Source organism: Eubacterium sp. SB2 (assembly GCF_001244405.1).
Classification (GTDB): Bacteria; Bacillota; Clostridia; order Lachnospirales; family Lachnospiraceae; genus Faecalicatena; species Faecalicatena contortus_B.
This window is the reverse complement of sequence record NZ_LN865153.1, coordinates 2,063,933-2,086,602: the sequence shown is the minus strand read 5'-3', so window position 1 is coordinate 2,086,602 and position 22,670 is coordinate 2,063,933. Positions and strand designations below refer to the sequence as shown.

At 47.9% G+C, this 22,670-nt stretch carries 22 protein-coding genes and 1 other RNA gene; 18 read left to right on the top strand and 5 right to left on the bottom strand.

All coding sequences use genetic code 11. From position 1 onward, the window contains the following. Positions 1 to 174 precede the first annotated feature (174 nt). On the top strand, positions 175 to 672 hold the full coding sequence (locus BN1938_RS21715) for a DUF1653 domain-containing protein (protein WP_050642480.1): 498 nt from the start codon (positions 175 to 177) through the stop codon (positions 670 to 672). A gap of 523 nt (positions 673 to 1,195) precedes the next feature. On the opposite strand, the gene BN1938_RS21710 is transcribed toward BN1938_RS21715, so the two are convergent. Then, positions 1,196 to 2,371: a ribose-phosphate pyrophosphokinase gene (locus BN1938_RS21710; RefSeq protein ID WP_050642479.1), complete on the bottom strand. Its 1,176-nt coding sequence runs from the start codon at positions 2,369 to 2,371 to the stop codon at positions 1,196 to 1,198. Between the two features lie 214 nt (positions 2,372 to 2,585). On the opposite strand from BN1938_RS21710, the gene BN1938_RS21705 reads away from it, so the two are divergent. From BN1938_RS21705 to BN1938_RS21630, 15 genes are all read left to right on the top strand, one after another. Next, a complete protein-coding gene (locus tag BN1938_RS21705; protein ID WP_050642478.1) occupies positions 2,586 to 3,899 on the top strand; it encodes a DUF512 domain-containing protein in 1,314 nt (437 codons plus the stop codon). A gap of 32 nt (positions 3,900 to 3,931) precedes the next feature. Next, positions 3,932 to 5,260 carry a ribosome biogenesis GTPase Der gene (gene der / locus BN1938_RS21700; RefSeq protein WP_050642477.1) on the top strand — a complete coding sequence of 443 codons (1,329 nt, stop codon included), beginning with the start codon at positions 3,932 to 3,934 and terminating at the stop codon, positions 5,258 to 5,260. A 2-nt stretch (positions 5,261 to 5,262) separates the two neighbouring features. Beyond that, the gene (gene plsY, locus BN1938_RS21695) at positions 5,263 to 5,907 is read left to right on the top strand and encodes a glycerol-3-phosphate 1-O-acyltransferase PlsY (protein ID WP_050642476.1); all 645 of its coding nucleotides are present in this window, start codon (positions 5,263 to 5,265) and stop codon (positions 5,905 to 5,907) included. 25 nt (positions 5,908 to 5,932) lie between these two features. Continuing rightward, on the top strand, positions 5,933 to 6,952 hold the full coding sequence (locus tag BN1938_RS21690; RefSeq protein WP_050642804.1) for an NAD(P)H-dependent glycerol-3-phosphate dehydrogenase: 1,020 nt from the start codon (positions 5,933 to 5,935) through the stop codon (positions 6,950 to 6,952). Positions 6,953 to 7,121: 169 nt separating this feature from the next. Then, a complete protein-coding gene (gene spoIVA / locus BN1938_RS21680; protein ID WP_025657656.1) occupies positions 7,122 to 8,594 on the top strand; it encodes a stage IV sporulation protein A in 1,473 nt (490 codons plus the stop codon). 909 nt (positions 8,595 to 9,503) lie between these two features. Beyond that, positions 9,504 to 10,325, top strand: a complete 822-nt coding sequence (locus tag BN1938_RS21670) for a purine-nucleoside phosphorylase (RefSeq protein WP_050642473.1) — start codon at positions 9,504 to 9,506, stop codon at positions 10,323 to 10,325. 69 nt (positions 10,326 to 10,394) lie between these two features. Then, a complete protein-coding gene (locus tag BN1938_RS21665) occupies positions 10,395 to 11,672 on the top strand; it encodes an amidohydrolase (RefSeq protein WP_050642472.1) in 1,278 nt (425 codons plus the stop codon). Positions 11,673 to 11,866: 194 nt separating this feature from the next. Then, positions 11,867 to 12,331, top strand: a complete 465-nt coding sequence (locus tag BN1938_RS21660; RefSeq protein ID WP_050642471.1) for a MogA/MoaB family molybdenum cofactor biosynthesis protein — start codon at positions 11,867 to 11,869, stop codon at positions 12,329 to 12,331. After that, positions 12,328 to 13,032, top strand: coding sequence for an MBL fold metallo-hydrolase (locus tag BN1938_RS21655; protein ID WP_050642470.1), 705 nt, complete (start codon positions 12,328 to 12,330; stop codon positions 13,030 to 13,032). The genes BN1938_RS21660 and BN1938_RS21655 overlap by 4 nt, the downstream gene beginning before the upstream one ends. A gap of 91 nt (positions 13,033 to 13,123) precedes the next feature. After that, positions 13,124 to 13,597 (top strand): ribonuclease HI, encoded by a 474-nt coding sequence (gene rnhA / locus BN1938_RS21650; protein WP_050642469.1) that lies wholly within the window; start codon positions 13,124 to 13,126, stop codon positions 13,595 to 13,597. 68 nt (positions 13,598 to 13,665) lie between these two features. Continuing rightward, positions 13,666 to 14,014: RNase P RNA component class A (gene rnpB / locus BN1938_RS22860), an RNA gene on the top strand. A gap of 181 nt (positions 14,015 to 14,195) precedes the next feature. Further along, positions 14,196 to 15,227, top strand: coding sequence for a 3-deoxy-7-phosphoheptulonate synthase (locus BN1938_RS21645; protein ID WP_050642468.1), 1,032 nt, complete (start codon positions 14,196 to 14,198; stop codon positions 15,225 to 15,227). Between the two features lie 258 nt (positions 15,228 to 15,485). After that, the gene (locus BN1938_RS21640; protein WP_050642467.1) at positions 15,486 to 16,382 is read left to right on the top strand and encodes a tyrosine-type recombinase/integrase; all 897 of its coding nucleotides are present in this window, start codon (positions 15,486 to 15,488) and stop codon (positions 16,380 to 16,382) included. Positions 16,383 to 16,609: 227 nt separating this feature from the next. Next, positions 16,610 to 17,107, top strand: coding sequence for a MarR family transcriptional regulator (locus BN1938_RS21635; protein ID WP_050642466.1), 498 nt, complete (start codon positions 16,610 to 16,612; stop codon positions 17,105 to 17,107). After that, positions 17,094 to 17,633 carry a flavodoxin domain-containing protein gene (locus BN1938_RS21630; RefSeq protein ID WP_050642465.1) on the top strand — a complete coding sequence of 180 codons (540 nt, stop codon included), beginning with the start codon at positions 17,094 to 17,096 and terminating at the stop codon, positions 17,631 to 17,633. Before BN1938_RS21635 ends, BN1938_RS21630 begins: the two co-directional genes overlap by 14 nt. A gap of 34 nt (positions 17,634 to 17,667) precedes the next feature. On the opposite strand, the gene BN1938_RS21625 is transcribed toward BN1938_RS21630, so the two are convergent. From BN1938_RS21625 to BN1938_RS21610, 4 genes are all read right to left on the bottom strand, one after another. Continuing rightward, positions 17,668 to 18,111 carry an aspartate carbamoyltransferase regulatory subunit gene (locus tag BN1938_RS21625; RefSeq protein ID WP_050642464.1) on the bottom strand — a complete coding sequence of 148 codons (444 nt, stop codon included), beginning with the start codon at positions 18,109 to 18,111 and terminating at the stop codon, positions 17,668 to 17,670. Positions 18,112 to 18,129: 18 nt separating this feature from the next. Beyond that, the gene (pyrB, locus tag BN1938_RS21620) at positions 18,130 to 19,050 is read right to left on the bottom strand and encodes an aspartate carbamoyltransferase (RefSeq protein ID WP_025657646.1); all 921 of its coding nucleotides are present in this window, start codon (positions 19,048 to 19,050) and stop codon (positions 18,130 to 18,132) included. 39 nt (positions 19,051 to 19,089) lie between these two features. Continuing rightward, the gene (locus tag BN1938_RS21615; RefSeq protein WP_050642463.1) at positions 19,090 to 19,626 is read right to left on the bottom strand and encodes a nitroreductase family protein; all 537 of its coding nucleotides are present in this window, start codon (positions 19,624 to 19,626) and stop codon (positions 19,090 to 19,092) included. A gap of 135 nt (positions 19,627 to 19,761) precedes the next feature. Beyond that, positions 19,762 to 20,139: a putative ABC transporter permease gene (locus tag BN1938_RS21610; protein ID WP_082203097.1), complete on the bottom strand. Its 378-nt coding sequence runs from the start codon at positions 20,137 to 20,139 to the stop codon at positions 19,762 to 19,764. An 84-nt stretch (positions 20,140 to 20,223) separates the two neighbouring features. On the opposite strand from BN1938_RS21610, the gene pheA reads away from it, so the two are divergent. Beyond that, positions 20,224 to 21,354, top strand: coding sequence for a prephenate dehydratase (gene pheA, locus BN1938_RS21605; protein ID WP_050642462.1), 1,131 nt, complete (start codon positions 20,224 to 20,226; stop codon positions 21,352 to 21,354). A gap of 20 nt (positions 21,355 to 21,374) precedes the next feature. Beyond that, entirely contained in the window at positions 21,375 to 22,667 is a 1,293-nt protein-coding gene (locus tag BN1938_RS21600) for an ATP-binding protein (protein WP_050642461.1), read from the top strand. Positions 22,668 to 22,670: the final 3 nt, after the last annotated feature.

Sequence of the window (22,670 nt, the reverse complement as noted above, 5' to 3'; positions counted from 1 at the left end):
AAAAATGATATTGAAATAGCAGCAGCCGGCAGATGAATGTAAATTGATTTGCCGGCAGTTTTGATAAACAGCAGGCCCGACTTTCGTAGCACTGCTTTTGTCCCGCGGGATGTAAGGTCCAAGAACCAGTAGTTCTTACTACTGGAATTAAAGAGTAGAAAAGGAGAGTTTCATATGAGCCGCAAAAGACCAGAAGAGGGAGAAATATACACACATTTTAAAGGAAAACGCTACAAAGTACTGCACATAGCAGTGCACACGGAAACAGCCGAAGAGCTGGTGGTATATGAGGCCCTCTACGGAGGACACGGCATCTATGCACGCCCTCTGGACATGTTCCTAAGCCCGGTGGACCATGAAAAATATCCGGATGCCCTCCAGGAATACCGCTTCGAACTGACTGGCATTGTAAAGCCAGGGGAACCGTTATACGAAGAAGAGCCGATACAAGAAGAAGTTCCCCTGATCATCCGCTTCCTGGATCTGGAGTCCAATGAAGAAAAACTCAAGTTCCTCCAGCGCCACAGGACAGAGCTGAACCAGCACTTCCTAAGTACAGCGGCCGAAAGCCTGGGATACACAGAAACAGGAAAAACACCCGAACTGCAGTATGAGGGAGTCATCAACTGCCTGCGAATGAAAATCAAGTACGAGACGGGGAGGCTTAGATAAGGCGGGAATGTGGCTGGTATGGGGACGCGTCAGTCCTGCTGTGCCGGTGCGGGGGCTGGACATTCCCGCCGGAATGCCTGATCCTGAAGCCGACGCACCCTTTTACGGGGGCGGTGGATCTTGGTTGGCTGGTTTGGAGACATTATTTACACTGGCATTAGGCATATAGATACGCATCCGCCGGTAGACATCCGCTGCTTTCCGTCCGCGGGCACCTCCGGAGGGGGATGTTCCGGTTGGATGTGAGTAGTCTCAGAGAAGGGGCAGGTGTTTTCGGGGGCGTGAATGTGTGGGTTAGCATTTCTTTACAGAAAAAGAAGGATGAATCAGGCTGAAATCATAGCTACAAGCTATGATTTCAAGGGGACCTGCAGGGGAAAATTATCGAATTTTCCCCGAATGTCCCCGGTGCCTTGATTCATCCTTCTTTTTCTGTATAGAAATGCTTCCCCCACATTCCCGTCCCCGAAAACACCTGCCCCTTCTCTGAGACGGCCCCGTGAGTCAACACCACTTCCCCTTCCTACCCCCTGCGTTTTTTTTCGAGGAGTGCGTGGATTTTGTCTGTTGGATTCAGTACGGATCCGATGGAGGTGTCGTGGTTCAATGAATCTATGATGAGTGCCAGGAATTTGCTCATATCTGCTTTTACGAAGTAGGGTTTTTCGTTTACGATCGGCGGCAGATAGGTGAGGTTTGTTGTGATTACCCGGTCGATGTAGCCGTTTTCGTAGTATTCGTCGAATTTTTCGAAGCCGTCCGTGAAGAGGCCGAATGTGGTGCAGACGAAGACTCTGGCCGCGTGGCGGTCTTTTAGCTGTTTGGCTACATCCAGCATGCTTTCACCGGAGGAAATCATGTCGTCTACGACGATGACGTCTTTTCCTGTTACATCGTCGCCGAGAAATTCGTGGGCCACGATGGGGTTCTTGCCGTTGACTACAGTAGAATAGTCGCGGCGCTTGTAGAACATACCCATCTCTACGCCGAGGATGTTGGAGAAGTAGACTGCACGGTGCATGGCTCCCTCGTCAGGACTGATGATCATCAGATGTTCCTTATCTACCCGTAAATCTGGCACTGAGCGGAACAATGCCTTCATAAACTGATAGGGCGGATTGAAGCTGTCGAACCCTTTCAGCGGGATCGCGTTCTGAACCCTGGGATCGTGCGCGTCAAAGGTCACGATGTTGGTGACGCCCATGGCGGTCAGTTCTTCCAGGGCAATGGCACAGTCGAGGGACTCCCTTTTGGTCCTTTTGTGCTGACGGCTCTCATACATGAATGGCATGATGACATTGATCCGCTTTGCCTTGCCTGTAGCCGCGGAAATGATCCTTTTGAGATCCTGGAAATGATCGTCCGGGGACATGTGATTGATATGTCCGTTGACCGTGTACGTAAGGCTGTAGTTGCATACATCGGTCATGATAAACAGATCCGTGCCCCGGATTGTCTCCTTCAGGACCCCCTTTGCCTCACCGGAGCCAAAACGGGGACAGCAGCAGTCCACCAGATAGTTACGTGATTCATAGTTCACATAGAGGGGGGAGGAGGATTTTACTTCGCAGATCGTATTCTCCCGGAAGGATACGAGGTAGTCATTGACCTTTTTCCCCAGTTTTTCACAGCTTTCCATGGCCGCCAGCTTGAGGGGGGCAACGGGAAGCGTTTTTTCTAATAATTCAATATTTGACATGATTTTCTCCTATGTTTGACGAATTTGACGGGCTGGAATCCAGCCTGCTACCTATATATGGTTATATCATTTTTTATGCTGAAATTCAAGCACAGCTTGCGCAAACCGCGAATTATGATATAATGAGGTTACTGTGCGCACCCGCAGGATTTGAACAGTAACATGATGAAAAGCGAGCCGGACAAGTCTATTCCGGACTTTGAGGAGATAGAAGATGAAACATGAGCATATTGTGAGTACCGTACATCCGGGAAGCATTGGGGAAGAGATGGGGATCGAGCCCGGGGACAGGCTACTGGCCATCAACGGCAATACGATAGAGGATGTATTTGATTATCACTACTACGTTGACGATGAAAATATTGTATTATTGATAGAGAAACCCGACGGAGAACAGTGGGAGCTGGAGATTGAAAAGGACGAGGACGAAGGACTGGGGCTGGAGTTCGGGCAGAGCCTGATGGACGAGTACCGTTCCTGCCGGAATAAATGCATGTTCTGCTTTATAGACCAGATGCCCGCAGGAATGAGAGAGACGCTGTATTTTAAGGACGATGATTCCAGGCTCTCCTTTCTGCAGGGGAATTATATTACCCTGACAAATATGAGTGATCATGATGTGGAGCGGATTGTGAAGTACCATCTGGAACCGATCAACATCTCATTCCACACAACCAATCCCGAACTGCGCTGTAAGATGCTGCATAACCGTTTTGCAGGCGATGCCCTGAAGAAAGTGGATATCCTGTATCAGGGAGAGATTGAGATGAACGGGCAGATTGTACTCTGCAAGGGCGTGAATGACGGGGCAGAGCTGGAGCGAAGCATCCGTGACCTGACCGGCTATCTGCCGTATCTCAGGAGTGTTTCCGTGGTGCCTGTGGGGCTGACGAAGTTTAGGGACGGTCTGTATCCTTTGGAGCCATTTACGAAGGAGGATGCAAAGGAAGTCCTCCGGGTGATCCATAAGTGGCAGGAGCAGATATATGAGGCTCATGGGATTCATTTCATCCATGCAGGGGATGAGTGGTATATCCTGGCAGGGGAGGAATTGCCCCGGGAGGAAAGATACGACGGTTATCTCCAGCTGGAGAACGGCGTGGGTATGCTGCGTCTGCTAATGAATGAATTCGGGGAAGGACTGGAGCGCATCAAAGGGGACGACAGGAAGAGAGAGCTGTCATTCGCAACCGGGCGGCTTGCTTACCCCTATTTAGAGCGCATGCTGGGCAGACTAAAAGAGAAGTTTCCTAATATAACCCTGCACCTCTATGAGGTAAGGAATGACTTTTTCGGCGAACTGATTACGGTATCCGGGCTGATCACCGGGCAGGATCTGGCCGCGCAGCTTAAAGGCAGGGTGCTTGGCGATGCACTGCTGATCCCCTGTAATATGTTAAGGACCGGCGAGGATGTATTTCTGGATGATTTTACCGTGAAGGATGTGGAGAAGGCTTTACAAGTGCCGGTAGATATTGTAAAATCAAGCGGGCAGGATCTGATCGACGCAGTTCTGGGCCGAAACTGATAATTTGAAAATGAGAAAGGTAGCAGATAAATATGAGTAAACCAGTAGTAGCGATTGTAGGAAGGCCGAATGTTGGAAAATCTACATTGTTCAATGCTCTGGCAGGCGAGATGATTTCGATTGTAAAGGATACGCCTGGTGTCACCAGGGACCGTATCTATGCGGATGTGAGCTGGCTGGACCGGGAGTTCACTTTAATTGACACCGGAGGAATTGAACCGGACAGTAAGGATGTGATTCTGTCACAGATGCGGGAGCAGGCACAGATCGCCATTGACACGGCGGATGTTATTATTTTTATAACAGATGTAAAACAGGGATTGGTAGATTCCGACTCTAAAGTGGCGGACATGCTGCGCAGGTCGGCAAAACCGGTGATCCTTGTTGTAAATAAAGTCGATAATTTTGACAAGTTTATGCCGGATGTATACGAATTCTATAATCTGGGAATCGGTGATCCGGTTCCGATCTCAGCCGCTTCCAGGCTGGGGCTGGGAGACATGCTGGATGAAGTTGCGGCACATTTCCCGGAAGGCTCGGGGGAAGAGGAAGAGGATGACAGGCCGAGGATTGCCATTGTGGGCAAGCCGAATGTCGGGAAATCTTCTATTATCAATAAACTTTTGGGCGAGAACCGGGTGATCGTTTCTGACGTGGCGGGCACCACAAGGGATGCCATTGATACCGAGATTCTTCATGACGGCAAGGAGTATATTTTTATTGACACGGCGGGGCTGCGCAGAAAGAGCCGGATCAAGGAAGAGCTGGAGCGCTACAGCATCATCCGGACAGTTACTGCAGTGGAGCGTGCCGATGTGGTCCTGGTGGTCATTGATGCCGCAGAGGGCGTGACGGAGCAGGATGCGAAGATTGCAGGGATTGCCCACGAACGCGGAAAAGGGATTATTATCGTTGTAAATAAATGGGATGCTGTAGAGAAAAATGATAAGACGATGCGCGAATACGACAATAAGATCCGCCAGGTGTTATCCTATCTGTCTTACGCGGAGATTATGTATGTTTCCGCAGAGACCGGGCAGCGTCTGAACAAGCTCTATGAGATGATTGACATCGTGATCGAAAACCAGACTCTGAGAGTGGCGACAGGAGTTCTCAATGAGATCATGGCGGAAGCGGTGGCTATGCAGCAGCCGCCGTCGGACAAGGGGAAGAGGCTGAAGCTGTATTATATTACGCAGGTGTCCGTAAAGCCGCCGACATTTGTTATATTTGTAAATGATAAAGAATTAATGCATTTCTCTTATACCAGATATCTGGAGAATAAGATCAGGGAGGCATTTGGTTTCCGGGGAACATCGCTGAAATTCTTTGTCAGGGAGAGAAAAGAAAAGGAGCAATAGTTATGGAACGTATTATCTGCCTTTGCATAGGATATGTCTGCGGGCTTCTGCAGACAGGTTATCTTGTGGGGAAGATCAATCATATCGACATCAGAAAAGAGGGAAGCGGCAACGCCGGCTCCACCAACGCGGTGCGCGTCATGGGGTGGAAGGCCGGGCTGCTGACATTCGCCGGGGATGTTGTAAAATGTGTGGCTGCGATTTTTATTGTCCGTTATATTTACAGGGGAAGCGAGTATCTTCCTCTCTTAGCGATGTATGCCGGGCTGGGGGCTACCCTGGGCCACAATTTTCCATTTTATCTGCGCTTTAAAGGCGGGAAAGGGATTGCTGTGCTGGCAGGGCTGGTTGTTTCGACGAATCCGCTGCTGGTGCCGATTCCGCTTGCGGGGTTCCTGATTGCGGCTGTTTTTACAAGATACGTGTCTTTGGGCTCACTACTTGCATCTTCACTGTTTTTTCTCGAGATACTATTATTCGGGCACCTGGGTGAATTCCATATGGCTGCCCCTTATACATATGAGCTGTATATCTTAGTACTTCTGCTCACAATACTTGCATGGTACAGGCATAAAGCAAATATCGGCCGGCTGCTTGCCGGTACGGAGAACAGATTTGGTTCAGGCAAGAAAAAAGAAGCAAAATAACAGATATGAAAAAGGGAGGAACATTATGGCAAATGTAGGTGTATTAGGAGCTGGCAGCTGGGGGACCGCGCTGTCGGTTCTGCTCAGCGAGAACGGGCATCAGGTTACCGTCTGGTCAATCGACAAAGAGGAAGTAAAGATGCTGACCGAAAAGCGGGAGCATGCAGCGAAGCTTCCGGGCGTAAGGTTGCCGGAGAATCTGGTGGTTACAAATGAACTAAAAGAGGCAATCGACGGAAAAGACTTCCTGGTGTTGGCGGTGCCGTCCCCATTTACAAGGGCTACGGCAAAGAAGATGAGTCCGTACGTAAAAGAGGGGCAGATCATTGTGGATGTCGCCAAGGGGATTGAGGAAACTACGCTGATGACGCTTTCCCAGCAGATTGAGCAGGAGATTCCGCAGGCGGATGTGGCGGTGCTGTCTGGCCCCAGCCATGCGGAGGAAGTGGGCAGGAAGCTGCCGACGACCTGTGTGATCGGAGCAAAGAGCAGGAAGACTGCGGAGTATCTCCAGTCCATGTTTATGAGCCGTGTCTTCCGTGTCTACACGAGCCCGGATATCCTGGGGATTGAACTGGGTGGTTCCTTAAAGAATGTCATAGCGTTAGCGGCCGGTATTGCGGACGGACTGGGCTATGGGGATAATACAAAGGCAGCTCTGATTACGAGAGGCATTGCGGAAATTGCAAGGCTGGGCGTGAAGATGGGCGGCAAGATCGAGACATTTACCGGGCTGACCGGGATCGGCGACCTGATCGTGACCTGTGCCAGCGTGCACAGCCGCAACAGAAAGGCTGGGTATCTGATCGGGCAGGGAAGAACTATGGAAGAGGCAATGGAAGAAGTTAAGATGGTCGTGGAAGGTGTGTATTCTGCGAAAGCGGCCGCAAAGCTAGCCATTGAATACGATGTGCCGCTTCCGATCGTGACGCAGGTTAATGCGGTGCTATTTGAGGGCAAGAACCCTGCGGAGGCGGTAGACGAACTGATGCTGCGGGAACAGAAAAGCGAGCATTCGGCTCTGCCGTGGCCGGAAGACAAATAAGACGTTCAGTCCGGATGCCGCACAGTCAGGAAGCAGGACAGACCGGAAGTGGAAAGACGAAGCCGGGGCGTAGCGCCTGCGGAGAAATTTTGGCATGTATAAAAAGAAAGATGCATAAACCCCCTTATCTGCGCATAAATTGGTATCAGCAGAACAAGGGGGTATTTTTATGGATTCATTTCAGTTATACAAAGACATGAAAGCTAGAACAAACGGAGAGATTTATATTGGAGTGGTTGGTCCGGTTCGGACAGGCAAGTCAACCTTTATTAAACGTTTTATGGATTTACTTGTACTCCCCAATATGACAGATGAACATGCAAGAGAAAGGACAAAGGATGAACTGCCCCAGTCCGCGTCCGGCACCACAATCATGACTACGGAACCCAAATTTGTACCGAAGGAAGCGGCTGCCATCAAGCTGTCGGACGACGTGGAAGTCAAGATCCGCCTGATCGACTGTGTGGGGTATATGGTAGACGGCGCCTCAGGGCATATTGAAAATGATACAGAGAGACAGGTGAAGACACCCTGGTTTGAGTATGAGATTCCATTTACCAAAGCGGCAGCCATAGGTACACAGAAAGTAATCCACGATCATGCGACGATCGGTATTGTGGTTACAACGGACGGGAGCATCGGTGATCTTCCGAGAGAAAACTACATAGCGGCAGAAGAAAAGACAATTAAGGAGCTCCAATCGATCGGCAAACCATTTATCATATTGCTGAATACGCAGAAGCCTTATACAGATGAGGCGAAAGCACTGAAAGAAGAGCTGGAGGAAAAATACGGGGTATCCGTGCTGCCTGCCAACTGTGAGCAGCTTCGGACAGAGGATATCCACAACATTATGCGCCAGGTGCTGTACGAGTTCCCGATAGCAGAAGTGGAGTTCTACATTCCCAAATGGGTGGAAATGCTTTCAAGAGAACATCGGATCAAGGCAGATCTGCTTCAGAATGTAAAGTCTGTTATGGGAGAGATGAAAGATATCCGCAGTGCGGCCAGCAAAGCCCCGCAGACGGATAGCCCCTACATAGACCAGGTGAATGTAGAAAAGATCGAGATGGATACCGGAAGGGTCAAGATACGGATCGGCTTTGCAGAACAATATTATTATGAGGTACTCAGCGAGCTGACAGGCACAGACATCAAGGGCGAGTATGAACTGATCTCGGCCATGAAAGAACTGGCTGCCATGAAAGAAGAGTACACGCAGATCAAAGACGCATTTGCAGACGTAAAAATGAAGGGATACGGGGTGGTCAGCCCGAAGAAAGAGGAAATTGCACTGGATGAGCCGCAGATCATCAAGCAGGGCAATAAGTACGGAGTGAAGATCCACTCGGAAGCACCATCGATCCATATGATAAGAGCCAACATAGAGACAGAGATTGCGCCGATTGTAGGAAATGAAAAACAGGCCCAGGATCTGGTAGAATACATCAAAGCAGAAAGCGAGACCCCCGAGGGCGTATGGGGAACCAACATCTTCGGAAAATCGATCGAAGAACTGGTCATGGACGGAATGCGTAACAAAATCACCATGATCAACGACGAAAGCCAGGCAAAGCTGCAGGATACCATGCAGAAAATAGTCAACGACAGCAACGGAGGACTTGTCTGCATTATCATATGACGGCTGGGAGAGGTTAGTGGAGGAAGGGGGCCGCTGTATGGAATCGTAACAGGGCTCTTTTGGATACGGGTTTCGGGGATAACTGTCCCTAATCAAAATGAAAGCCGGCATGATGAACACCGACGACAAACACGGGAATGCAGGATGCATTCCCGTATAAGTCGTCTTTTCCGCAGGACTGGTGGTCCTGCGGAAAGTTCATATGCCGGCTTTCATTTTGATGAAGGGACAGTAATCCCCGAAACACGCATCCAAAAGAGCCCTGTTACGATTCCATACAGCTACATTCATCCAACCACTGATTTTCCCGCCTCGTGGGGCATGAGGCGGGGGCAGTGGATCAGACTGGATTTGTGGGGGAAGTTGGCTGGGGACGTTGAGCTGGATATGCGGACAGCAAGATTCTTGCTTGAGGCATTATTACCCGCATATCCAGCTCAATCCGCTGCTACCGTCAGAATTCCCTCCCGTGGAGCTAACCCCGCGCCTTGAAGCACATAGCCAGCGGGAGAGGGACTTCCGAAGGGCAGGAGAACAAGAAGGGGCCCTATCGGGATGCATAGAATGCGCGTTAGAACGGCTTAATGGAAATCCTGCCGGATGTTGAGGCTGAAATCGGCTCACAAAGCCGATTTCAAAGAGGCCTGAGCTGCATAATCATCAAGATTATGCAGTGAATGCCTCTGATGCCTCAACATCCGGCAGGATTTCCATTTAGCCGTTCTTAGCAAATGGACTGCATCCCGATAGGGCCCCTTCTTGTTCTCCTGCCCTTCGGAAGTCCCTCTCTCCGCTGGCGTACCGCCTTCTCCGCCGTCCAGCTCCCCAAAATTCCTCTTGTGGGATTTGGGGGGACGGGGTATAATATTTTCAGGTATTTATTTTGGTTTAATGATGAGGAGAGTCGTTATGAGCAGACAATTTGAAAAGGTGATGAAGTGTTATGAGTACTATCAGTCCGTAACAGCATTTAAGCCGCGTGTGGGATTGATTCTTGGCTCCGGGCTGGGCAATTATGCCAGAAATATGCAGGTGGAGTGTGAGATTCCGTACGGAGATATCCCGGGATTCCCGGTGTCCACGGTGGAGGGGCATGACGGGAGGTTTCTGCTGGGGTATATTGGAACGGTGCCGGTTGTTGTTATGAAGGGACGGGTGCACTACTATGAAGGGTATTCGATCGAAGATGTTGTGCTTCCAGTCAGGCTGATGAAGATGATGGGGATTGAGGTTTTGTTTCTCACGAATGCTTCGGGCGGGATCAACCGGTCCTTCCATGTTGGGGATTTTATGATGATTACGGATCAGATCTCGAATTTTGTGCCTTCGCCTTTGATCGGAGAGAATGTGGCGGAGCTGGGAACCCGGTTTCCGGATATGACACACATTTACGATGTGGAGCTGATGGAAGTCATCCGGGCCACGGCCGAAGAGGAGAAGATACAGATTCAGGAAGGGGTTTATGTGCAGTCTTCGGGACCGAATTTTGAGAGTCCTGCTGAGATCAGGATGTTTGCGGCCATAGGGGCAGATGCGGTCGGTATGAGCACTGCCTGCGAAGCGATTACTGCGCGCCATGCCGGTGTGCGGGTGTGTGGGATTTCCTGTATTTCAAATATGGCGTGTGGCATTACAGGGGAAGAACTGAGCCATCTGGATGTGCAGGCTGTGGCGGACAAGCGCTCCGAGGAGTTTGAACGGCTGGTAACGAAGATAATCGAAAAAATATAACATGGTTCCAGTGAAGCGGATATTAAGAAGATATTGGATGGAAAAATTTCAGATAAGAGGGATAAAGATATGAATATTCGAATTTATAATGTGAGAATTCTGACGATGGAAGCAGGAAAAGGCATTTTCAGAGGTGAGGTATGGGTGAAGGGCGATAAGATTGCCTATGCAGGGCCGGTTGTTCTGGATGCAAAGGAAACATGGGACAGGGAGATTGACGGTCAGGGGAATCTTTTGATGCCCGGTTTTAAAAATGCACATACGCATTCTGCCATGACATTTCTGCGTTCACATGCGGACGATATGAAGCTGGATGAATGGCTGAACACCAGGGTATTTCCGGCAGAGGCCAAGCTGACGGGCGAAGATATTTACTGGCTCAATAAGCTGGCAATTATGGAATATCTGACCAGCGGTATTACTTCTATTTTTGATATGTATATCAATAAACCGGCTGGAGAACGCGCGGCAGTAGATACAGGATTCAGAACGGTGATCTGTGAGAGCATCAACGATTTCGGCGGGACGCTGGAAGAGGTAGAGGCGGACTATAAGCGATATAATCAGGATCCGGACAGGCTGGTTTCCTATCAGTTGGGATTTCATGCGGAGTATACGACCGGCCGGGAGATGATGGAGGGGCTGGCAGGGCTTTCCGAAAAGTACAAGATTCCGGTTTATGTACATTGTTCAGAGACGAAAAGAGAAGTGGAGGACTGCCGCAGCAGGACAGGCATGACGCCTGTGGCCTATATGGATTCGCTGGGGTTGTTTGCGCACGGCGGCGGGCTGTTTCATGGCGTACACCTGGATGACGCTGATTTTGACATTGTGAAAGAGCGTGGGCTTTATATCGTGACGAACCCTGCATCCAATTTGAAACTGGCAAGCGGCATTGCACCGGTAAAACGGTATCTGGACATGAATATTCCGGTAGCCATAGGTACGGATGGGCCGGCGAGCAACAACTGCTTGGATATGTTCCGTGAAATGTTCCTTACAACGGGGCTTCAGAAGGTGCTCTGTGATGATGCGGAAGTCGTTCCTGCCCTGGAAGTTCTGAAGATGGCTACAGTAAACGGCGCACATGCGATGGGACTGCCGGAGTGTGATATTATAGCAGAAGGCAAGAAGGCCGATCTGATCCTCATTGACCTTCAGCAGCCAAACATGCAGCCGATCCAGAATCTGGAGAAGAATCTGGTCTATAGCGGAAGTAAACAGAACGTGAAGCTTACTATGGTAGCGGGAAAAGTACTTTACGAAGATGGAAAATATTACCTGGACTCAACAAAAGAAGAAATATTTGCAAGGGCAAACGAATCTGCACGGCGCATTTTGGGGTAATTATCAGATAATTGATGGCAGATGTTAAGAGATGATGAGAAATAACAAGAGAAATAACAAAGGAAAAAATGTTGCTTAACAGAAGAAATGCACGTATAATAAAGAGAATGGTAAAAACCATTCTCTTTATTTTGCGAATATTCAGAAAACGGACAGCAAAGGGGTCAGACCCCTATGGAAAGGAGTACTTATAGATGAAAGCAGCAATTTTTACGTTAAATACAGGTTTATATAAAGCAAAAAAGGACAGCGCCGCAGCCACTGCATTGAAACGCATGTTGGAGCAGGTAGGGTTTGAGGTGAAGGCGTCGGGAGTCCTGCCGGAGGATAAGAAGGTGGCGCTGGCAGTACTGAAGAGGCTGGCAGACACGGGGGCAGTGGAGTTGATTTTGACTACCGGGGCAACGGGAATACGGAAAAGAGATTGTGCGCCGGACGTGGTGATGGAAGTCTCAGAGAGGCTTCTTCCGGGAATTCCCGAGGCGATCCGCGCTTATAATATACGGTATTCGAAAAAAGCGATTCTGGACCGCTCAGCGGCGGGGATTCGGAACCATACGCTGATGGTAAATCTGCCGGAGGGGGCAAAGTCGGCGAAGGAGAGCCTGGAGTACATCCTGCCGGAATTAGTACATGTTGTGGAGATGCTGAGTTTATGATGCGGATTACATATTTAAGCCACAGTGGATTTCTAGTGGAGCTGGAAACAGCATATTTATTGTTCGATTATTACAAAGGAGATCTGCCCGAGCTGAATACGGGGAAAAAGTTTTATGTTTTTGTCAGTCATGCCCATTACGATCATTTTAAAAAAGATATTATTAAACTGAGGGAGTATCTGCCGGATGTTTACTTTATCCTGTCCAACGATGCCGAGCCCGATGGGGGCGGGGATGTTATGCATATAGGCCCTAATGAAGAGCGGAATTTGGATGGCTGCAAGATTCGTACGCTTCGTTCTACGGATGAAGGCGTTGCATTTCTGGTGGAGTATGACGGGAGGATTCTATATCATGCCGGAGATCTTAACTGGTGGCATTGGGAGGAAGAAAGTAAGGCTTACAATACCATGATGCGGCGGAATTATCAGCATGAGATCAATAAGCTGCATGGTGTTAGGATTGATGTTGCGTTTGTGCCGGTTGACCCCAGGCTTGGGGAGCAGTATTATTGGGGGCTGGACTGCTTTATGAAACGTACAGAGACCAGGGCCGTATTTCCCATGCATTTCTGGGGCAATTACGGGATATTTGACCGTCTTGCGCTGGAAAAGAATGCCGGAGAATATGCAGATAAAATACACCGGATTGAAAAAGAAGGACAGGTGTTTGAACTGGAAAAAGGCGGGCAGGTCCTCTAAGGGAAGTGTCAGGAATAGTATGCAGCAGGAGAAACCTTCGAAAGGAAGGCAGATCAGAAGAACAGACTAAAATATGGAGTGATAGGAAATTATGCAGGTTAAATTATTTACAGACGGTGCCGCAAGAGGAAACCCGGACGGTCCGGGGGGCTATGGAGCCGTCCTGGAATATGTGGACAGCAAGGGGGGTTTGCACACAAAGGAACTGTCTCAGGGGTATGTAAAGACTACAAACAATCGGATGGAGCTGATGGCCGTGATCAGCGGACTGGAAGCGCTCAACAGGCCATGTATTGTGGAGGTTTATTCCGATTCAAAATATGTGGTGGATGCTTTTAACCAGCACTGGGTAGACAGCTGGCTCAAAAAAGGCTGGAAGAGAGGCAAGAACGAACCCGTAAAAAATGTGGATTTATGGAAACGGCTTCTGGCAGCAAAATCGCAGCATAGAGTGACATTCCACTGGGTAAAAGGACATGACGGACATCCGCAGAATGAACGCTGCGATGAACTGGCCACTACGGCAGCAGACGGCAGCGGCCTGATCGTGGATGAAGGGCTTTAGCTGCAGAAATTTTTATAGGATAGATTCTGGACATATATCAAAATCCATAGTATAATATACAACTGTGTTAAGTAAGACAGACAATCGCGGCTGCGGGAGCTGAAAAGCTGCAGACGAGGAAAGTCCGGGCTTCACAGGGCAGGATGCCGGATAACGTCCGGTGGAGGTGACTCCAAGGCCAGTGCAACAGAAATAAACCGCCGGGGAAACCCGGTAAGGGTGGAAAGGCAGTGTAAGAGACTACCGCCTCGCTGGTAACAGAGAGGGCACATGTAAACCCCATCCGAAGCAAGACCGAATAAAAGCCACGTGGCGGCCCGTCACGCTTTAGGTAGGTCGCTCGAGCCTGGTGGCGACATCAGGCCTAGATAGATGATTGTCCAACGACATAACCCGGCTTATCGTCTTGCTTAACCACAGTATTAATATAAGATGCAACGATAATGTGAATCAGAGGAATGATAACGGCTGACGGAAATGATATGCCGTACAGGAATTGGAAGTAAGTCATGGCGCCGTTCTATTACAGGCGTCATTTCTTTTTTAAACACGCGCAAGGAACAATGAAAACAGATACCATAAGAAAGCAGGTAGTGAAATGGGAATGAAAGTAAATGCGGAGCTGCCGCTGCCGGCAGATTTAAAGGCGGAATATCCGCTGTCAGACAAGATCATAGCGTTGAAGAAAAAGAGAGACCAGGAAATCCGCGATGTATTCACCGGAAAATCAGATAAATTTCTTGTCCTGGCTGGCCCCTGTTCAGCGGACAATGAAGATGCGGTATGCGAATATGTGCGCAGGCTGTCCCGGGTCAATGAAAGAGTTTCAGACAGGCTGGTGCTGATCCCGCGGGTTTATACCAACAAGCCAAGGACGACGGGAGAAGGGTACAAGGGAATGCTTCATCAGCCGGAGCCTGACCAAGCACCGGATCTTCTTGCGGGAATCATCGCGATCCGGAAAATGCATATCAGGACAATAGAAGAGAGCGGTCTGACTGCAGCCGATGAGATGCTGTACCCGGAAAACAGGAGCTACCTGGACGATATTTTATCTTACGAGGCAATCGGAGCCCGTTCTGTCGAGAACCAGCAGCACCGCCTGACGGCCAGCGGTATGGACATTCCAATTGGAATGAAAAATCCAACCAGCGGTGATTTTTCTGTTATGCTGAATTCCGTAATTGCCGCACAGAATTCCCACAACTTTATCTATCGGGGAATGGACGTTACAACAGATGGAAATGACCTTGCCCACGTGATTTTAAGGGGCGGCGTTGACAAATATGGCACATGCATTCCCAACTACCATTATGAAGATCTCGTGAGGCTGCTGGATATGTATGGGAAAAAGGATCTCCAGAATCCGGCCGCAGTGATCGATGCGAACCATTCAAATTCAAATAAACAGTTCAAAGAGCAGATCAGAATCGTAAGCGAAGTGATGCACAGCCGAAATTACAATCCTGATCTGAAGAAACTGATCAAGGGTGTCATGATTGAGAGTTACCTTCAGGAGGGATGCCAGAGTATAGAATGCGACAGGGAATACGGAAAATCCATCACAGACCCTTGTCTGGGCTGGGAAGATACGGAATCGCTGATTTATAAAATAGCAGAGAGCTGTTAAGCCAAGAAGTGAATCAAAACCGAAAGGATTTCCGGGACAGAAGATTTATGAAGTTTTTCAACCAGGATGAAAGTATCTGGTCAGGTACTTTTTTCCTGGTTTTTTATTTAACTTGAGATTTAACATGAAAGCCGGGGCACAACTGAATTCGGAAATTTTTGTAAAATAAGCATTGCATTATGTTACAGTAGGAATTATACTGGTAACGTAAGTAAGATTCCGCTTCGCGGTTACAAACAAGGAAGAGGGAGGGATGGTATGCCAGATCTGACAACCAAGATAGCAGAACAAGCTGTCTGGATAGAATTTGCAAAACACTTTAAGAATCAGGATACTGCATTGGCATATTTGAAGGAGATCTTGGAATTTGAGAATGTACGCATGACAGATTTCTTTCATATGAGCAGCAAGGACGTCGAGCTGTATTATAAAAATATGCGCCAAAAAGAAGCGGCAGGTAAGCTGAGTATGAGTACCTTGAGCAAAAAGTTCTGGGAGCTTCATTCTTTTGCTGCGTATGCCGCAGATCATAAAGAAGAGTTCGGACTGCCTGGAGCGTTTGAAGATTATTTTTTCCCTTGGCTGAAGAAACTAAGACAACAGGAGAAGTTCGTCCATTCGGTTCCTGTAGAAGATATGGATGCGCTCTATCAGGCTGTGCAGGAGGATCTGATGGCCTACACAATGATATCCCTGATCCACAGAGCCGGTTTGTCTTCCAATGAAATCGCGTCCCTGAAGCCGGACAGCCTGGCAGTTTATGGTAATGGAACGTTTGCATATATTGAGGGAAGAGAGACTGTATGCTATATTCCGGAAGACGCGGCGGTTATACTAGAACGCTATATAAATGAGAGGAAGCCGGTGGAATATTTGTTTTATAACAGAAACGGAGGCCCCTTAAATAAAATGTATATCTGCAGGATGTTGAAAAAATATACACAGAAGGCTGGGATTCCTGCTTACAGTGCAGAAAAGATCCGCACCACATGCGGTACGTCCATGTTTGCATACGGAGCCGGACCGGGGCAAGTGGCTAAGCAGATGGGGATAACAAAGACACAGATACAAAAATATCACAACCGCCAGTACAAAGACAATCTGCTGGTGAAGGCCAATGAACTTGTAAAGATTAAGGTTGAGCCGCCCATATAAAGGAACATAGAATAAATACCTTACTGTTTCGCTGGCCTGATTTTCCGATAGCACTGCTCCCCAAGCCTCAGCGTAGCCCACTACGCCTGTGTTTGTGGAGCAGCACTCTCGAAAATTTATCTCAGCTTATGAGCCAGTTACTTATTTTACGATATACTAGTTGACAAAAGCGCAACAAGTTACTATACTATAATAGTAACTTGTTGCGCTTTTTGGAGGAGATAAAAATGCAATTAAAACAATTAATAGAGGAATATGCGGATAGTGAAATCATGAGAAGGCAGGGGATTTTTGCAAGCATTTTCATCATACAAAACCGCCTGCAGACAGCCTGTGATAAACTGGACGAGGAAATCACTATGAAGCAGTGGCTGCTTCTGGCGATGGCAGGAACCACAGAAAACCCCATGTCGCTCACCGATCTGGGCCGGCTGATGGGGTGTTCCAGGCAGAATGTCAAAAAAATTGCCCACTCCCTTGAGCAGAAGGGATTTCTCAGATTAGAGCGGCGGGAGGGTGATTCCAGGGCCGTATGCGTAGTTTTGGATGAGAAAGTGAAAGCATATACGGATCGTGTCGGAGAAATGCAGCAAGGCGTATTGAAACTTTTATTTCGTGGCTTTTCAGATAATGAAACAAGTGTGTTATATCAGGGAATCATGAAACTGCAGGAGAATATTTCAGAGATAGAAAATTATGTGGAGGATAGACATGGACATAAATAAGGGAAAAGATAAAGTAGTCGTTTATACATCAGAAACCGGATTTTCAAAAAAATATGCAGGATGGATCGCGGAGGCATTAAAATGTGAAGCCATGGACATAAAAGAGTGGAAGAGCAGGAAGCCAGAGGACTACCAGACGATAATCTATGGGGGAGGCTTTTATGCAGGGAAGATCAAAGGGTTAAAAAAGATCAAAGAGCAAATGAAAAACTATCCGGATTTGAGACTGATTGTATTCGGCACCGGCGCCACCCCGATGGAGGCAGAAGAGATCATAAAGGGGGCAATGGATGCTAATTTTACAGCAGAGGAAAAAAAGAAGATTCCGGCATTCTATTTCCAGTCCGGTCTAAACTACGAGAAAATGAGCTTGAAGTACAAAGTGATGATGAAGATGTTCACCGGGATGATGAACAAAAAAGCCGATAAAACAGAAGAAGAGCAGATGATGGCAGAAATGCTGGCTCATTCATACGATTTTAGCAAAAAAGAATATATAAATAAGTTGTTGGAATATTCTGAATAAGGGACGCAAAGGGGTCAGACCCCTTTGCGTCTTTTTACTGATTCTCTGTGTATTTTTCTTCGCAGTACTTACAGCGGTAGATTTGTTTTTCTTCATCCGTGAGGACGAAGACGTGATCCAGCCCCTGCTCGATCGAGGTGATACAGCGCGGGTTTCTGCAACGGATGACATTCCGGATCTCTTTTGGAAGTGTCAGGCGCTTTTTGTCTACAATTTCCTCGTTCTGAACGATGTTGACCGTGATGTTGTGATCGATAAAGCCCAGAATGTCCAGGTCCATAAAGTCGATCGGGCATTCGATTTTCATAATGTCTTTTTTGCCCATCTTGCTGCTCTTTGCATTTTTGATGATGGCAACACAGCAGTCGAGCTTATCGAGATGTAAGTATTTGTATATTTCCATGCTTTTGCCGGCTTCGATATGGTCGAGCACAAAGCCTTCTGAAATGCGGCCGACATTTAAAGTATTTTTAACCATAGTGATATCCTCCTCCTTTTAATCCACATGGATGTCCAGCAGAGTGAGTATTAGCGCCATACGCACGTAAACTCCGTACTGCATCTGCCTGAAATAGGCAGCCCTTGGATCGTCATCCACCTCAACAGATATCTCATTTACTCTTGGGAGCGGATGAAGTACATACATGTCTTCCGGTGCGAGACGCATCTTTTTCTTATCCAATATATAGAAATCTTTCATGCGTACGTAGTCTTCTTCATTGAAGAAACGCTCTTTCTGAACCCTGGTCATGTACAGGATGTCCAGTTTGGGAATCGCATCATCCAGGCGGACTACTTCCTGATAAGGAATATTCTGCTTGTCCAGCACATCATGGCGCATGTAATCGGGCAGACGTAATTCTTCAGGGGAAATCAGAATAAATCGGATTCCTTCATAACGCACTAATGCATGAATCAGGGAGTGGACGGTACGGCCGAACTTTAAGTCCCCGCAGAGTCCTATTGTCATGTTGTTCAGACGTCCTTTTACGTTTAAGATCGTAAGCAGGTCAGTAAGAGTCTGCGTCGGATGCTGATGTCCTCCGTCACCGGCGTTGATTACCGGGATCGAAGAATGCTGGCAGGCAACCATTGGAGCGCCTTCCTTCGGATGCCGCATGGCGCATATATCCGCATAACAGGAGATCGTTCTGATGGTATCGGATACGCTCTCCCCCTTCGCAGCCGAGCTTGATTCGGCGGATGAAAATCCCATGATACTGCCGCCAAGATTCAGCATAGCCGCCTCATGGCTCAGTCTTGTACGTGTACTTGGTTCGTAAAATAAAGTCGCAAGCTTTTTCCCGTCGCAGGCATGGGCATATTTGTCCGGATGTGCCTCAATATCCTGTGCCAGGCTAAGCAGTTCGTCCAGCTCCTCAATGGAAAAATCCAGAGGACTCATTAAGTGTCTCATAAATAACCTCCTTATATGCCGAATAGGGGCATTCTTAATCTATCTGTATTGCAGTAAATCTTCTACAGATTTACGTGTGGGCGCTTCCGGCTCATCGGCAGGCCAGCCGATGGCAATCAATGCGGCTAGTTCCTGATCCTCAGGCAGCTCCAGAAGCCCGGAAATACCGTCTTCGTCGAAAATTCCCATAATAACGGTGCCAAGTCCGTACTCCTTTGCAGCCAGGCAGAAAGACTGGGCGGCGATTCCGGCGTCAAACATCTGCCATCGGTCTCCTTTTTTCGTAGTATAGGAACCATCGCGTTCAAAACCGGATCTTCCTTTCAGAAAAGTAACCGCAATTAGCATGGGCGCCTGCCGGATAATATTGGCATTGTGCTCAAACGTAAAATCAGCTGTGACTTTTTCAATAACGGAAGAATCTTCAATTGCAATATAACGGGTAATCTGGGTGTTTTTCCAGGAAGGAGAATAAGATGCTGCAGAAACAATAGAATCAATCAAAGAATGGTCAATGGGATCCGGCTTATACCGGCGGATGCTTCTTCGACCCTTAATACATTCAATAGTGTTCATTTGTAAACCTCCCTATTCAAAATTCTCTTCAACTAATCATATACTAAAACAGGCTGATTTTCAACAGGAATTTTGAAAGGGAGTGCTCCTGTTCGTCCCGGCAGGAGGTAATCCGTAACAGAGAGCTCTGGCGGTTCATCGCAGGATTTTCTCAAACAGGAGGCCGGCGCCGAACCACAGGGGAGCATAATCAAATCGGATGATGCCCTTTAAATTGTATTTTGCTTTGCTGTAATCCCAGGGACACGCATGGTGCCTTTTCAGAAAGCTGCCGGAGAGAAACTCGCCGAAGAAAATACAGCAGGTGTAGACGCCGCCTCTCAGAAGGGGATTTTTCCCCTTTAACAGCCGGCAGACAGGAGTGAGAAGGCATGCCGCGCCGTAAATGGGGAACATCCAGATGGAGGTGCGTCCGATGAGCGTAAATTCTCTCTTTTTAAAGGAGTGGAGGGCCGTAAAAATGATTTCCATGCACCAGCCCAGGGTGCCGCAGATAATAAATTTATTCTTCATAATGAAAAGTATGTTTAAGAAACGTAGATTTTATACGTGAAATGTATTATAATGTTTCTTAGTTTGTGCAAAGGAGAAGTAAAAATGGCAACATTGGAAGAACTGAGGCGGCAGTTGGATGAGATTGACGACCAGCTTGTAAAGCTATATGAAAACAGGATGCAGGTGTGTAAGGAAGTCGGCGAACTGAAGGTAAATACAGGGAGAAAGGTCTTTGATAAGCAGCGTGAGAAGGAGAAGCTGACAGATGTCTCCGGCAAGGTGACGGGTGATTTCAATAAAAAAGGGATCCAGGAACTGTTTGAACAGCTCATGTCCATGAGCCGGAAACTCCAGTATCAGCTGCTGGTGGAGGCCGGGGCCCTGGGCAGACTGCCGTTTATCGAGGTGGAATCACTGGAAGGGCAGAATGCAAGAGTGGTATTTCAGGGAGTAGAGGGAGCTTACAGCCAGGCCGCTATGCAGCATTACTTTGGAGAAAACTGCAACGGATTTCATGTCAGGACGTTCCGTGAGGCCATGGAGGCAATCGAGGAAGGGTCGGCAGATTATGCCGTGCTTCCAATCGAAAATTCTTCTGCAGGGGCCGTTAATGAGATGTACGACCTTTTGGTGGAATTTGAAAACTTTATCGTTGGGGAGACGATCATCCCCATTACCCATACGCTGTCGGGACTTCCCGGGACCAGCTTAAACCAGCTGGAGCGGGTTTATTCCAAGGCGGAGGCGCTGATGCAGACCTCACGTTTCCTGGACGAGCATAGTAATTGGCAGCAAATCAGCGTTGTGAATACAGCCATTGCCGCCAAGAAGATATTAGAGGATCAGGACAGGACACAGGCCGCGGTGTGCAGCGCATATGCCGCAAAAGTGCACGGGCTGTCCGTCTTACAGGACAACATCAACGATGAGCCGAACAACTCTACCAGATTTATTGTGGTGACCAATCAAAAGATTTTCCTGCAGGACGCTTCCAAGATCAGCATTTGTTTTGAAGTGCCTCACAAAAGCGGATCATTGTACCGTATACTGTCCCATTTTATATATAATGACCTGAATATGACCAGAATCGAATCCCGTCCGGTGGAGGGCAAAAACTGGGAGTACCGTTTCTTTGTAGACTTCGAGGGCAACATGGCTCAGCCTGCGGTCAAAAATGCAATCAGGGGTTTAAGAGAAGAGGCCAGAAATCTGAAGATTCTTGGTAATTATTAGAATATAAAGAGGAAGATGCAATGCGGACAAATGAATTAATGCTGTATAAGAATATGGAATATGGAGAGATCCTGCAGGATATGACCTTTCTTATGGAGAATTTTCATAATGAATATTATAACAGAGAAGATCTGAGGAGCCTGTTTTTCGAGTGCATGAATGCCCTGCTGGAGCTTTCAGCGAGCCATGGGTTCGAGGGCAATCTGTGGCATACATACCTGGCATTTCTTCTGGCCAGCGATGAAAATGCGTACAGTACGTCTTGTGAAATCGTCGGGTCGGTGAGCGGAAGTATCAACGAGATCGCTAAACATGATTTCGGAGTATTTAAAGAGCTGTTTGATTACGATTTCGATAAAATGGAAGAAGAACTGGATGTCAAATGCTTCACTATCCTGGAGAATTATCAGAATATCAATGAGCACAGCAAGGTTTTTAACAAGCGGATCCGCGACAGGATCTGCGGACTGGGTCACGCCCTGGGGAATGCGGGGGATGTGGAAGCTTTTCAGGAGATCCTGACGCAGTTTTATAAAGAATTCGGTGTTGGGAAGCTGGGACTTCATAAAGCTTTCCGGGTGGAGCACCCGGAGGAGACTGGAGTGCAGATTGTACCGATTACCAATATCGCTCATGTCCATTTGGACGACCTTGTGGGTTATGAGATTGCAAAGAAAAAACTGATTGATAATACGAAAGCCTTTGTAGAAGGGCGGAGAGCCAATAACTGCCTTCTTTACGGGGATGCCGGAACCGGCAAGTCTTCCTCCATCAAAGCCATACTGAATCAGTACTATGGACAGGGCCTGCGTATGATTGAAGTTTACAAACACCAGTTCCAGGATTTGAACGGCGTGATCGCGCAGATTAAAAATAGAAATTATAAATTCATCATATACATGGATGATTTGTCTTTTGAAGAATTTGAGATTGAGTATAAGTATCTGAAAGCAGTCATTGAGGGCGGTCTGGAGAAAAAGCCTAATAATGTGCTTATTTACGCCACCTCAAACCGACGCCATCTGGTGCGCGAAACATTTAAGGATAAGGCGGACAGGGATGAGGAACTGCATACCAATGATACGGTGCAGGAAAAGCTGTCTCTCGTCGCAAGATTCGGTGTGACAATTTATTTTGGGTCTCCCGATAAAAAAGAATATCAGCAGATTGTAAAAGAGCTGGCAAAACAAAATCAGATTGCCATGCCGGAAGATGAACTGCTTCTTCAGGCAAATCAGTGGGAACTTACCCACGGCGGCCTGTCAGGAAGGACAGCGCAGCAGTTTATCGATTATCTGCTTGGGCAGGAATAAAGA